Here is a 13,156-nt window from a genome sequence, read left to right as displayed (position 1 = left end):
AGGAGAGCTTAACCATGCCTCAGGTCCCAATAGAAACTAACGACCGTATGTCACTACGTATTGCCTCAGAAGAAAAGTCACTGTTGATGCGTGCAGCCGTTTTACAGCATACCAACTTGACTGAGTTCGTGATCCGTAATGTGATGTCAGCAGCACGGAAGATTATCAACGAGAATGAACGGTTGGAGCTGACCGAAAGAGATAGTTTGCATGTTCTGGATCTTTTAGATAACCCACCGGCGCCCAATGATAAATTGATGTCCGCAGCATTTGCCTTGCCGAAACAATCATAATGCTACCGATTTGGCACGAAGAACCCATTGGCAAACATCATGATCGCAGTGCTTTTGACTGTGGTGATGAAGCGTTGAATCAGTTTTTACATCGCCATGCAAGGCAGAGCCATGAGAAAGGTGGGGCAAAAACTTACCTTGCTGTTAGCAAGAATAATGAAAAGATATTAGGCTATTACAGTCTAAGTCCCGCCTCCATTGCTTATAAACGTGCGCCGGAGGTGATTAAACGCGGTCTGGCTCGACATGATGTGCCGGTATTTCGGCTTGGCCGCCTGGCGGTAGATCTTTCAGTACAGAGTCAAGGACTCGGTGGTCAATTGTTGCTTGCCGCTGGTCGGCGCTGTTTGTTGGTGGCTGTTCAGGCAGGTGGAGTTGCATTGCTGATTGATGCCAAGAATGAGCGCGTTGCTCAGTGGTATGCCAGTTATGGTGCAATTCCGTTATCTGATGCTCATTTGTCTCTGTTGTTACCATTCAGAACAATTCATGCAGCGTTGACAACTGCGGGGAAACTGTAAATCGGGTCTTGTTTATCGATCAAGTGTTGAAAAACACGGATGGTAGTTGGAAATTAAAGGATATTATTATTCATTTGCATTATACCGCACTAGATGGTGGTAATCAGTTTGCCAAAGAAGTGGCTGATAAATTAGCAGAAGAGGCAAATAGAGCCGCAATGTAATATTGAGTTATTAAACATTTTAGTTTAACAATAAAATCCTCTACTTTATTGTGGGGGATTTTTTATTAATTTGAATAATACGATTTATATCATTATTGCTATCTTATTCTCTATAAAAAAATCATTATCATAAAAACATAGTATTAATTTTAGCAAGAAAATATCCAGACATTATTTATCAGACAGAATACCTTTTATATTGACAGGAAATGGGTGCAAAGATTATTTGCGTAATTTACACTTCAAATGCGTCAAATTTTCTTTATTATTAACTAGGAGTAGAACATGAAAAAATTGATATCTATGTTATTTATTTTCATTGGTATGATTAGCGCCCCTGCATTCTCAGCGGAAACGAATAGCGGCATTGTTAGAGTCGCAGAAATCAAAGCTGATTGGGATAATCCTGCACATTATTTTTATACATTCAGCGGGAGCTTAGCCGGTAACTGTGGAAAGCCTGGTTATATTTGGTCAGGATCAAGCGCTGAAAACGTTAATAGGCTATTAAGCCAAGCTTATGCACAGGGTTTGAATATTAAAGTTGGCATAGAAAACGTAAGTTGTAATATCACTACGGTTTACGTTATTAAACAATAGTCATTATTTCTTATGTTTTTATCAATGGGATAAAAGATAGATAAACATTGATTTACTTAACTTTATAATAAAATCCTCTACTTCACCGTAGAGGATTTTTTAGATTAATGTAAACAACATTTTCTTTTCTAAATTATTTTGGCACAACACCTACTTTATTCACAATATATTTCAGTGACAAAACTTGGCGCATTCTCGATGGTATCGTGAACCGGACAGGTTTTATTAATAAAATCGACAAAGGCGTGAATTTCTTCTTCACTATTATCAGCTTTAATATGAAATTTTGTCACTATTTTAGAGAAACCTAATTTCGCTTGTTTATTTCTACCAGTGAAACCATCAGTATCAAGCTCCCCTTCCAGATCAACGTGAATATCAATTAAGTTAATTTTGTGCAGTTTAGCAAAAGCCTTTGCTACGATACATTTACAGGCCCCGAGAGAACAGAGTAAAGCTTCAACTGGATTCATCCCCTGATCAGTACCGCCTAAATTACGCGGTTCATCCAAATAAAAGGAGAAATCTCTTGATGTACATTCAACTTTCAATCCAGCTACAGATTTTACTGTGGCAGTAAATAATTCTTTCGCCATGATTTAACTCCTCATAATTAATATTAGTTTTTCACACGGGTAAACAGAGATAGTTATTATAACTTTTAATTTTTCTCCATTTTGTTTTTAAAGTGCTTATCCTTTAATTGTTCTTTCCCGGCTTGTTCCATCAGTATCCAGATTTTCAGCCCAATTCAGCACTGTCTGGTGCTCAACTCATATAGATTTTTGCTAGTCAGGATAAAATTCAGGGGACAGTATCTGGGACATACTCCAAATGCATACATCAGGAAACACGTCCAACCCGGTTTCGTTCATTGCTGAGGCAACGGCTTTAGACCAGACAACATCAACCCAGTCTGAATCATTTAACTTTGTCTTTAAGCTCGGTGATTCTTTTAAACCATAAAGAATCTCTTTTCTTTGCGCTTTAATTGTTCTCTCCCAACTTGTTCCTCTATGGCTTGACTGGTATTTCCATTTTAATAAGTGAGCAATTAATACTGCCATGCGGCTAGCCAACTCACGCTGTTCACTCTTGCCCACGTCTTCAATCTCCTCAGCAATATTGGCTATGTCAATCTCAGAGAATTTACCGGCACGTAATAACGCCGCCTGCTCATTTGCCCAAGCGACCACATCAGTTTCGTAACGGGTATGATTCATAATTGCCTCCACTAATAGGTCTATTATGCTATGCAGATAGTTTATGTAGCAGTTTGTCAGAGAATACCCTTTAGGTCAAAGAAGAGCTATCTTCGATAACCCAGCATTCACCCTACTTCCGGCAACATGCCACTCACTATGCCAATCTGGATTGCTATTACTGCAATACCGCAGGCAAATACCAGCAATAGTACAGGTTTACCGCCAGGTACCCGATATCGACGTTCATTTTGCTGACGGGATTTATAGGCCAGAAGGCTAGGCAATACTAACGCCAAAATTGACAGCGCGACGGCGGCATATCCCAACGCCATCACAAATCCTTTTGGGTAAAAGAGTGCGAAAATCAATGGCGGAACGAAAGTCAGCAAACCCGTTTGCATACGCCCGGCTATGCTATCTTTGCGTTTAAATAGATCACCCAGAAAATCAAACAGGCCAAGTGTGACACCGAGGAATGAGGTTGCGAGCGCTAGATTAGCAAACATTTGTACTGAAAGTTCAGTTTTCGGTGAAGCAACAACTTCACGAATGCTGTGTAATAAGCCATTCAATCCTGCATTTTCAGCTAAGATATCGACGAATGTGTTGGAATGGATACTTCCTAATGTCGCCAATTGCCAGAAAATATAAGCAATTAGCGGAATTGCACTGCCGATAATAAACACCCAACGGAGGCGACGGATATCGCCATCCATATATTTCACAATACTGGGAACACTACCGTGAAAACCAAACGATGTGAATATCACAGGGATTGAAGATAATATTAACCCTTGTTCTAATGGTAATGTCAGTAGGTTAATATGCTGGACATGCGGCATCATCAGCCCCAACATCAATACCAGAAAAATAATTTTTGCACTGAAAATAACTCGGTTGACCATATCGACTGAACTGGTGCCAATGCAAACGATTCCTCCACCAATCACGGTAAATAGGATAACGCCCACGGAAGCAGGAAGGGATAAATTAAGCCATTTATTGAGGCTGACTGTCAGTAATTCCCCGGCGCCGCTAATATAGGCTGATGTTAGCGCATACATCAGAAACATCATGCTGAAACCCGTTAATATTTTGCCGCCGTTGCCAAGATAACGTTGAGCAAGTGTCCCTAATCCTGTATCAGGAGACTCATATTGATAAGCTTCAACTAGCAATAATGCGGTGTAACTCATCAAAACCCACAAGCCAATCAGCATGATTAAACTTACACCAAATCCTACACCGGCGGTGGCTAATGGCATGGCTAACATACCAGCGCCGATGGTCGTTCCGGCTATAATAAAAGTACTGCCAAAAGTACGGTTCTTCACGTTTTTTTCCCTTCGAATCAATAACAAATATTTAATAATAGAAAGTCAGGCTACTTTCTTTTTTTCTTCTTCATCAACAATTTGAGTCAGTTTGTGGATAAAAATTTTCTGGAGCCTTTCCCAATACTCGTCAAAATCGTCAGCATTACGTAAACAATGGGTCATCACAGCAGCACGTAGGACATATAAACTGTGGACTTTCTGCCATTCTTGTTGTTCAAAACCGCAACTTTCAACGTAATGCCAAGGCGTATCACCATACTCTCCGTAACCAAGGGAGGTGGAAGAAGTTAAAAAATCATTGGTATAACTACGTCCAGAGGTATATGAACAAAGCTCGTACATCCGTTTATTAAGACGGTTGTGGTGACTTAAATTGTTATTTCCTTGCTCTTTAAAAGTAAAATTGACCATATGGAAATCGGGGGTCGGCATGGTATGAATTTCAAACCGGCGTTTGCCAACAACCAATGGTTCTGTGGTTAAAAGTTTTTTAATCATCCAATTCGCTGTCACAATACCGGCAGCAATCACTTTTCCGTAGCCGCTGATATTAAGAGGAACCAATCGGTGTGCGGCCCAAATTGCCGCGGCGATAGCTCCGGCTTTAGATCCCTCCATAATAGAGGCGCCGAGTACGACATGTCGGTTAACAGCGGCTTGCTCAGATTGAGTATCAACATCTTCAAAAACATAAGCTGCACGGTAGGAAATGAGGTCAACAATACGTTTATCTTTCATGCATATTGCACCGGCGGCATATTGAATAAATCCAACTTTATGCGGATCGACGGTGATTGAATCAGCCTGACACATGGCCCGGAAGCTTTGGTAAATTTCAGGTTTAGGCCAAATAATATCTTCGGGAATGATTGCCAATTCACGATAACGACGGATAAGTTCATCATATTCCATGAATTCTCCCCGTTCATTGAGGAACATCGCGCTGGCATAACCTGCATAAGCAGCATCAATATGCACATAAAATGAGACGCCATAGCGCTCCTCACACTCTTTGCGCAACGTAATAACTTCGTCAACTCGGTCAATGGCTCCCACTTCCGTCGTTCCAACTACGGTTACCATTGCCAGAATAGGTTCCCCCTGCTCTATCAGACTGAACGTAATTTCACGCATCTTTTCAATATCGGTGCGATAATTCGCATCGACTGGCAATGGCACGATATGCTGTTGACCAATCCCCAGAACATCCATTGCTTTCATCCATGAATAGTGTTTCGACTGTGGAACCAGTACCTTGCCAAACATCCCCTGCTTTATCCCGACGCCACGGCAGGAAAGTTCACGAACTTCTTCGAAAATGCCCCGTTTTTTTAATTCATCCGTTAAATCCAGAATATCTGATGGCGACATATTCAGCAGTTGTTGTTCTGATTTGTTTGCGACCAGATCGCTGGATTGCGGGTGTTGGGCAATGGCAAGAGGCATGGTTTTTAAATTACGCGCAACCCATAGCCCTTCATAATTGGCGACGGTTCCGCCTGATGTAATGTGCCCCCATGCTCGGCGAGGGTCATAACCAAACATCCGACATAGATCCAGCCCTGCTTCAATTTCTAACTCCGTTGTTGTCGGTGATGACTCGTGGGCACAATTGTTCGGGTTGTACATCATCGCCATGACATAAGCGAGATTGGAAACCATCAGGGTATCGGCATTCATATGCCCCATATAGCGAGGAGAAAACCAGGGAATAGAGGTGTTTTTCAGTTTAGCGGATAGCTGGTTCAGAATACCCTCTGTCCGATAAAGTGTTTCTCTATAATCAGGTGCGTAACGATCAACCGAGGTGACTAAGGCGGGATCTTCTGGGTGAAAATCAGAACGCCAGTGCATGTGCTCACTTACGGCATATTCCATCATTTCTCTGAAAAAAACCGTATTTTCTGATTTAGGGCCTAAAAACAACGCATCAATGTTTAAGTGCGAAGTAAACTGCTTGGTCATAATCACATACCCTTTAAACTAACAAAAACGGCTGTCAGCAACAGAGAGATTATGAAATTCTTTATTTGTTAATGAAATCACTATCATTCTCTGATGGGTAGACAGAAAATTATATGCCACCTAACCTACTGATAGCTGGTCATACCTCATTATTCTAGACATTAAGAAAAATCTATCAGGTGAACTAGATTAGTCATTAACATATCTATAAATGAGCACTTGTTAATAGATATAGACTATATTTGTTAAAATATTAACAATGACATTAAATATAAATTCTGATTTTGTGCGCAAGGACAAAGAACGAATAAAAACAGATCAAAAAACAGAGGGAAATGATGATTTATCAGTGATTAAGCTTATTAATTATAAGGATTTGTTTTAACGTGAAATGGTTAGTAGATAGAATGCAGGGCTACAAGTTAAAATAGCCCTGATTTAAGCAGAAGTACTATTAAGATGATACATTTACCAGCATAACCTTGCCGATAACATCACCGGCTTCCATCATTCGATGTGCATCAGCGGCATCTTTCAGATCAAAAACTTTACAAATTAATGGGCTGACTTTTCCTGATTTCAATAATGGCCAAACGTGTTTTTCCAACTCCCTGGCTATCTCAGCTTTTTCCTCTACACTGCGAGAACGCAATGTAGAACCCGTATGGGTCAGACGTTTTAACATTAAGGGCATCAGATTAAGATTTTCCGGGTTTCCTTTCATCATACCGATCTGAATAATTCTCCCGAATTTAGCAGCAACCTTATAGTTCTTATTAACATAATCACCACCGATTAAATCAACAACTATATCAACTCCATGATTGCCCGTGATTTTCAATACTCGATCAACGAAATCTTCTTTACGGTAATTAATAACAAAATCGGCACCTAAACTGTGTGCAACTTTAGCTTTCTCATCAGAGCCGACGGTAGTAATGACTTTAGCGCCAAAGGCTTTTGCTAACATAATAGTGACACTGCCTATCCCAGAAGTACCACCATGAATCAGCAAGTTTTCGCCGTGTTTCAACTTGCCGGTCTGAAAAACGTTAGCCCAGACGGTAAAAAAGTTTTCTGGCAATGCGGCTGCCTGAACAAAGTCCAAGCCATAGATGGGTAAAGCAACGGAATCATGCACCAGACAATACTCAGCGTAACCGCCTCCGGCAACGAGGGCGCAAACTTTATCGCCAAGATTCCAGCGTTCGCAATCTTCACCTTTGGCAACCACCTCTCCTGCAATCTCCAAACCCGGCAATGGCGATGCATCAGGTGGTGGTGGATAAGAACCCATTCTCTGAAATATATCAGGCCGATTAACGCCTGCCGCAGCCACTTTTACCAACAAGTAGCCTTTTCCCGGCCGTGGCAGCGGAACCTGAACCAGATGCAATTTCTCCGGTCCTCCGGGTTTAATGATGCTGATCGCTGACATATATTGGGGTAACGAATTAATTTGGCTGTGCATATATACCTCTTATTTCTTTTGACGATCCTTTTTATTGGGTTACGTTTAATATGATAAGTGGAGATTTAAACAGGTTTTTCCATTTTGCTAGATAGCTTGGCGTTTTAAGGATCAGTTGTAACTTTGTTCAAGTCAACTAATATTCACCATTTTTGCGATTGAACCATCGGTAGATGATCTTGGTAAATTTCAACTTTTGGTATCCACATCCTCTTCGATTTTTCTTTCAATAGAAAATCAAACTCAAAGGTAGTCAATAAAATGATCTCTAGTTATAGTAAGATAATAATATTTGACTAGCATAATCTAGCTAAATTATCATCAAATTAGGGTGGAATTAAAGTGGTAAAAGGAAAATCGTACGGTGTTGGAAGAATTGAACCGCATTACCGACTAGTATGGCTTTTTAAAAAGAGAATGGTGAAAAAGCTTTCCTTCCTGTAAGCTAATTTTTCGAAATTGCAAAATACCATTGAGGTGCTAATGGAAATATCAGCAAAAAAATCCGATGACCGGACAGTAAAACCGAAAAGCGGGTTTGAACAATCTGAACTGGTTAAAGCACGCATCATCAATCTTGCGGAACATTTTATTAATGTGCTTAAAAATAAAGACTCGGAGAGTATTTCTCAGTTGTTAACGCTACCTGATGATGAATTTTGGGCCGAAGTCAAAGGACGAGCTAACTATATTGAAATAGTGGAAAATATCACATTGGAAAAGAAAGAACATGAGGAATTTATCGAAAGCAGAAACGCTTTTCTTGCCCATCTTGGGGAATATGGTGGTGTTTATAAGTCCAGTAAGGTTGCTGATATATTAGGGGTGACCCGCCCGACAGTAAATAAATATGGTGAAAATCATAAACTCATTGTATTAAATTGGGGAGTAGAGAATTTATATCCTGTATTCCAGTTTTCGGTAAATAAAAAAACTAGCAATAAGGGATATTTAAAAGGTGTGCCAGAAATACTGGCTAATCTAGGTCCAGTCAGCGGTGTAAAAAAGTGCGGTTTTTTCCTCCGTAAAATCAAAACATTGAATCTTGGTATCGATCTGGCTGAATCCTCGACGGTACTGGATATCCTCAGAAATGGCGCCTCCAATAATGAAATTGCTCAATTGGTAAAACTGGCGAAAATCTTCGGTTCTGTTGATTTTATGTAAACAATTCCAGCATATCACTGAAAAACAGCCATTTAACCCTACCCCCCTTCGGAATATACCAACTGCCTTAAAATGCGTGTTCTCACAATACTGCTGTTTGTCCGCCATCGACTAGCAGTGATACGCCGGTTATAAACGACGCAAGATCCGATCCTAACCATACGACCGCATTTCCTACCTCTTCCGGTTCTCCTAATCTTCGGAGAGGCATTCTCTCCCGTAACCCATCAAACATTTTCGCAACTTCCGGCGAGGAAAGAGGAAGTGCGGTATTGATCAGTCCAGGGCATACTGCATTAACACGAATTCCTGATGGTCCGAAAGCATCGGCCAATGCGGCCACCATCATGTTCACCCCTGCTTTGCTCGTAGAATACGCAGTTGTAAGTTGGCCTGTCCTAATGGACCCCATACTTGACGTTGCTACAATACTTCCGCGTTTGCCCAGTTTTATCATCTGTTCAGCCGCCGCCTGTGCGCCAAATAAAACGCCATCAAGGTTGACTGTAAGCAGCTTGTGAAAATCATCCGCACTAATCTGTGGGCCATCAGTAGCTAATGCAATTCCTGCATTGCAAGCCATCAGATCAACACCGCCGAATGGTGTAGCAACATCGACCAATGCATCCATATTGCTCCGTGAGGTGACATCACACTGGTGGAATATGGCTTTTGTACCAAGCGAATTAAGACGCTGAAGTACCGGCGCTCCTCCTTCTCGGGGTTGATCAGTGATATCTCCGATAATTACAGTTGCCGCGCCATGACGCGCCGCCGCTAAAGCAATACCTGCTCCGATACCACTTGCGCCGCCAGTGACAATGACAACTTTACCTTCTAGCATACGGTCCATTTTGATGTTCCTCATTGTATCGCGCTATCACAGGCGCTATTTGAGACAGATCATACGGTGACGTTATCAATAATTGCTTAGTGAAACACAGAATACTTATAGAGGGTTACTCCAGGAGTGCTCGTTTAAGACATATCGGTAAAGTAATGTTGATTTTATGAATTATGTCCCATTTTTCCTAAACGCTTAACATATTCAGACCTCCGGTTACCGTTAGAAAACGCCGGAGGTCCAATGTTTCACAAATAGCTTATTCAGGCTTTATCATTCTTACCTTATTCCGAACCTAACCCTCGACCTGGCAATGTTTGGCATGTTGGTCCGCTTGATAAAGGAGCGGTTACTGGATATTTGTCATCAGGGGTAATGTAAACTCGTGTTGTCGCCACATATCCATCACTGAAAGTCGCTTCAATATAAGTCGCTTCCCATCCTATGTTTGGGGAGTTTAACGAAATTTCAATTTGTTGCGTTGTACTCATATCGAATGGTGACGCTTTATATCGGATACCGCATGCATAACGAAAATCTCGTGAGATTGGATTTGTAGCAGTCCAACGTATTACTTTTTCAGGCTTTTCTGAAAAAGTGACGGTTAGTATTTGCGAATTCTGTTGTGCATGCAGAGTTACATTAAGCTTTGGCAGAGGAATAGATTGCTGTAGCCGATTAATAAATGTAATCAATGACTGTTCTGTAAAGTTCCTAATGCCACGATGATCCGAATTGGGGGCTACTCGTAAAGATTTGTCCCCAGGAAGAGTATCATAATAGAATCTCGCATTATCAGGAGCAAAATAATCATCCCCACTGGCATTAACAATATATTTAGGAATGGCAAGCCGAGATTCATAAATTGATCCCAAATATTGCAGCGGATCTTCTATCTGCATTAATTTAGCAAATGCAGGAGTATCTACTTTTTCATCGACATGTTCCTGATAATACGGATAAAAAGCAATCGGCCAGTTTTTTCCGTAAGATTCATAGACATGTTTGAATGCTGCGTGGGTACCAAGTATATCGATAATAAAAGGTACTATTGCATCAACGCGTGTATCTGCTATTGCTGATAACCAAGTTGTCCAACCTCGTTTCGATGCGCCAGAAACAATAAATTTATTAATATTCCACGATGTTAACTCTTGTTGCGCCAAAGTTATCGCTTGAGAAACAGAAGTAACCATAGGAATGCGCAAAGGAATCAACGACTGCTTTTCTGGTTCGCTCATGAATAATGTCCAACTGTGAGCAATACTATCATCTTCTTTGCGGGGTTTACCGTCGTCTCGGTACACAAGATATTGATTAGGAATATTACTGATCGAGATAACTATCGTATTTGTTGCACGAGCAATAGCCGCCAAGGTTGTCGCGCTGAAATCTGTTGGCAAAACAGGCGCCTCAGACCCACTATTATAGTTAGTTCCGTTATTCACAATGACAAGTGCTCGTTGTGAAAGCGGATGATCAGGAATAAATATATCAACATTGTGTTGCCATTCGGCGGGTAGAATAACATTCCCTGGAGACCAGAATTGTGATGTCAATTGATAGTGACGTAGCTCAATCTGGGGCAGTTTTTCTTTACTTAACAGCGAATATTTAAGAGGCTGGGTTGCTAATTCCTCTCGATAACAAGGAAGTACATTGGTGAAATTGATATCAGCCTTATTAGAGCATGGTGATTGTGCTGTATTAGATTGGGCATAACTATTAGTAGTAGTAGCCACCAATAACCACAGGGCAATAGTTATTCTTTTGAAGAAACTAGACATTAATTCATCCTCAATATATAGATAGTTTAATAATATGGTTGGATAACTTTAAAGATATCATAATGTAACATCATGAACTTTCATGTTGTAAATGGCATATTTGTCTCCAGCAAACCTGACTTCAATTTCAATTAAATCATCTAAAATGAAATGATGAGAAACTTTCACACTCAAGCCATTTTCATCTAAATTTACAGTGCAATCAAATGGTTTGCCCTCTTTTATCTCTGCAAGATATTGATTATTCTTTTTAATAACATATTGATATGGTGTGTACCAATCACGATCAATAGTGAATTCAAATTGATTTTCGCTTAATGACGTTTTCTTTATACTTTTCTTGAAATAAGCCAATTCGGGAATATACTTTTCCTGTGGAATTTGTATTGTAATTAAATTTTTGTCATCATTTTCCCATATATTTTTCTCTAACGGCGGCAGTGTTTTTAATATTTCTAATGTTTTCTCATTAGGTGTAATACCCCATTTATTAAAGAAAGTTGCCAGATTAATATTCGCCAATTGAGATGATGATATTATAAATTGTTGTTTTTTATCGCTATTGTTTATTGGTAGTGAATCCATCATTCTATAAACCTGATGGAGCTGAGGATAAAACCCGTTACCAAATGCTAATCTTAATTGCCATAGCATTCCTAACTTTATATTAACATCCTGAGTGTCAAAATTCTTTTTGTCCGCAGCTAAATACTCTTTAATCTTCGGGTAATGTTTGTCTAGCTGACCTGCTCTACCATGAATCCCTTCTTGAACAGCTAAAGAGTACAAATTCACTGTAACCTCCATCATTCCTGTTCCATCGCTCCAACTATAAGGAAATTGTTGTCTTTGATGCCCACTTTCATGCCAGATCCCCCAACCATTATTGGTCGTTAATAATCGTTTCAGGGCCGCATCACCATTAAAACCCATATGTCCATGTGTAGCGAACATATAAAAGCGATCTGATTCTACATATAATGATTTATTTGGGTCTGCCTTATAATCTGCTTTTCCGTTTTCTAATACCCCTGATATGCGATCCTGAAAACGAATAAAGTCATCGTAATATTTCATTAATACATTGGGATCAGTAAGATATTTTTTAGCGCTCTGGTATCTTACAACAATTATGGCTCGTTCACTGCTAAGTTGAACGACAGGCGCATCAGAATACAACTCCATCATATTTTCCCAATCTGCATTACTGGTTTCATTTAGTTTAAATGACGGGACTTGCTGTAATTCTGATTCAACAGTAATCTTTACATAACCATTATTATTATTGTTAGAAAAACAGAGTAAACCTTCATTTCTCGGTCTGAGTTTATTTAACCCTTTCGTTAGCAAATATTTCACAGGTTTATTCAACTCAGGCACACCAATCGCGGCATTTACAGCACCACGTATTTCTCCTTCAACATTGATAATGAGCTCCTGTCCGGCCGTAATGTAAAACCCTGTAGGTTGTAGTTCACTATGTGCAAAAATTCTTCGCTGGATTCTTTTATATTCATTAGCTAAGCCGTTACCCTGTACGATTATTTCTTTTTTATTCTCTCTCATTTTATCATTACCTTTTTATTTAGGATGGAAGCATTGAAATAATGCAGATTAACTGCATTACGTCGAATCTATAGAGTAATTTATGATTCATTTGAAATGATATCATTACTAACAAATTGCCCAACATCCATAATAAAATCATCTATCAAGAAATGATTTTATTTCTACCAGAATATTTTCTAAATAAATTATTTCTGACTATACTTTACCTATTCCATATTGATGACGAGCCAAAT

The 13,156-nt window shown here is 39.9% G+C and carries 13 protein-coding genes; 5 read left to right on the top strand and 8 right to left on the bottom strand.

The genetic code is table 11. The features are described from left to right. Nucleotides 1-14 precede the first annotated feature (14 nt). The 4 genes from TI10_RS02230 to TI10_RS02220 all read left to right on the top strand — a co-directional run bounded on the left by TI10_RS02230 (nt 15) and on the right by TI10_RS02220 (nt 1,578). The gene (locus TI10_RS02230) at nt 15-293 is read left to right on the top strand and encodes a type II toxin-antitoxin system TacA family antitoxin (protein ID WP_049581537.1); all 279 of its coding nucleotides are present in this window, start codon (nt 15-17) and stop codon (nt 291-293) included. Beyond that, nucleotides 290-814: a GNAT family N-acetyltransferase gene (locus tag TI10_RS02225; protein WP_049581536.1), complete on the top strand. Its 525-nt coding sequence runs from the start codon at nt 290-292 to the stop codon at nt 812-814. Before TI10_RS02230 ends, TI10_RS02225 begins: the two co-directional genes overlap by 4 nt. A gap of 26 nt (nt 815-840) precedes the next feature. Next, entirely contained in the window at nt 841-978 is a 138-nt protein-coding gene (locus TI10_RS24780) for a hypothetical protein (RefSeq protein ID WP_155416454.1), read from the top strand. Between the two features lie 285 nt (nt 979-1,263). Further along, nucleotides 1,264-1,578, top strand: a complete 315-nt coding sequence (locus TI10_RS02220) for a hypothetical protein (RefSeq protein ID WP_049581535.1) — start codon at nt 1,264-1,266, stop codon at nt 1,576-1,578. Between the two features lie 155 nt (nt 1,579-1,733). Here the strand turns inward: TI10_RS02220 and TI10_RS02215 are convergent, their stop codons facing one another. The 5 genes from TI10_RS02215 to TI10_RS02195 form a co-directional block, all read right to left on the bottom strand. Further along, the gene (locus TI10_RS02215) at nt 1,734-2,174 is read right to left on the bottom strand and encodes an OsmC family protein (protein WP_049581534.1); all 441 of its coding nucleotides are present in this window, start codon (nt 2,172-2,174) and stop codon (nt 1,734-1,736) included. Nucleotides 2,175-2,366: 192 nt separating this feature from the next. Next, nucleotides 2,367-2,801: a DUF29 domain-containing protein gene (locus tag TI10_RS02210; protein ID WP_049581532.1), complete on the bottom strand. Its 435-nt coding sequence runs from the start codon at nt 2,799-2,801 to the stop codon at nt 2,367-2,369. 107 nt (nt 2,802-2,908) lie between these two features. Further along, complete coding sequence (tyrP, locus tag TI10_RS02205; protein ID WP_049581531.1) at nt 2,909-4,117, bottom strand: tyrosine transporter TyrP; 1,209 nt, start codon at nt 4,115-4,117, stop codon at nt 2,909-2,911. Between the two features lie 45 nt (nt 4,118-4,162). Next, nucleotides 4,163-6,085: a pyridoxal phosphate-dependent decarboxylase family protein gene (locus tag TI10_RS02200; protein ID WP_049581530.1), complete on the bottom strand. Its 1,923-nt coding sequence runs from the start codon at nt 6,083-6,085 to the stop codon at nt 4,163-4,165. A 454-nt stretch (nt 6,086-6,539) separates the two neighbouring features. Beyond that, nucleotides 6,540-7,556 (bottom strand): NAD(P)H-quinone oxidoreductase, encoded by a 1,017-nt coding sequence (locus TI10_RS02195; RefSeq protein ID WP_049581529.1) that lies wholly within the window; start codon nt 7,554-7,556, stop codon nt 6,540-6,542. 483 nt (nt 7,557-8,039) lie between these two features. On the opposite strand from TI10_RS02195, the gene TI10_RS02190 reads away from it, so the two are divergent. Further along, nucleotides 8,040-8,723 (top strand): hypothetical protein, encoded by a 684-nt coding sequence (locus TI10_RS02190; protein WP_049581528.1) that lies wholly within the window; start codon nt 8,040-8,042, stop codon nt 8,721-8,723. Between the two features lie 82 nt (nt 8,724-8,805). On the opposite strand, the gene TI10_RS02185 is transcribed toward TI10_RS02190, so the two are convergent. The 3 genes from TI10_RS02185 to TI10_RS02175 form a co-directional block, all read right to left on the bottom strand. Continuing rightward, nucleotides 8,806-9,576, bottom strand: a complete 771-nt coding sequence (locus TI10_RS02185; RefSeq protein ID WP_049581527.1) for a glucose 1-dehydrogenase — start codon at nt 9,574-9,576, stop codon at nt 8,806-8,808. 275 nt (nt 9,577-9,851) lie between these two features. Then, nucleotides 9,852-11,309, bottom strand: a complete 1,458-nt coding sequence (locus tag TI10_RS02180; protein ID WP_244161489.1) for a PhoPQ-activated pathogenicity-related family protein — start codon at nt 11,307-11,309, stop codon at nt 9,852-9,854. Between the two features lie 102 nt (nt 11,310-11,411). Then, nucleotides 11,412-12,920 (bottom strand): M60 family metallopeptidase, encoded by a 1,509-nt coding sequence (locus tag TI10_RS02175; RefSeq protein WP_053093413.1) that lies wholly within the window; start codon nt 12,918-12,920, stop codon nt 11,412-11,414. Nucleotides 12,921-13,156 lie beyond the last annotated feature (236 nt).

Origin of the sequence: Photorhabdus luminescens subsp. luminescens (assembly GCF_001083805.1) — a bacterium.
GTDB classification, from domain to species: Bacteria; Pseudomonadota; Gammaproteobacteria; order Enterobacterales; family Enterobacteriaceae; genus Photorhabdus; species Photorhabdus luminescens.
Note: the sequence above shows the minus strand (reverse complement) of the source record. Positions and strands in the feature narration are given on the sequence as shown.

What these genes read in the sequence shown, in the direction of transcription:
- TI10_RS02220 (WP_049581535.1), top strand. Translation starts at nt 1,264, where the DNA reads ATGAAAAAATTGATATCTATGTTATTTATTTTCATTGGTATGATTAGC.
- TI10_RS02175 (WP_053093413.1), bottom strand. Translation starts at nt 12,920, where the DNA reads ATGAGAGAGAATAAAAAAGAAATAATCGTACAGGGTAACGGCTTAGCT.
- TI10_RS02230 (WP_049581537.1), top strand. Translation starts at nt 15, where the DNA reads ATGCCTCAGGTCCCAATAGAAACTAACGACCGTATGTCACTACGTATT.
- TI10_RS02195 (WP_049581529.1), bottom strand. Translation starts at nt 7,556, where the DNA reads ATGCACAGCCAAATTAATTCGTTACCCCAATATATGTCAGCGATCAGC.
- TI10_RS02185 (WP_049581527.1), bottom strand. Translation starts at nt 9,576, where the DNA reads ATGGACCGTATGCTAGAAGGTAAAGTTGTCATTGTCACTGGCGGCGCA.
- TI10_RS02215 (WP_049581534.1), bottom strand. Translation starts at nt 2,174, where the DNA reads ATGGCGAAAGAATTATTTACTGCCACAGTAAAATCTGTAGCTGGATTG.
- TI10_RS02210 (WP_049581532.1), bottom strand. Translation starts at nt 2,801, where the DNA reads ATGAATCATACCCGTTACGAAACTGATGTGGTCGCTTGGGCAAATGAG.
- TI10_RS02190 (WP_049581528.1), top strand. Translation starts at nt 8,040, where the DNA reads ATGGAAATATCAGCAAAAAAATCCGATGACCGGACAGTAAAACCGAAA.
- TI10_RS02200 (WP_049581530.1), bottom strand. Translation starts at nt 6,085, where the DNA reads ATGACCAAGCAGTTTACTTCGCACTTAAACATTGATGCGTTGTTTTTA.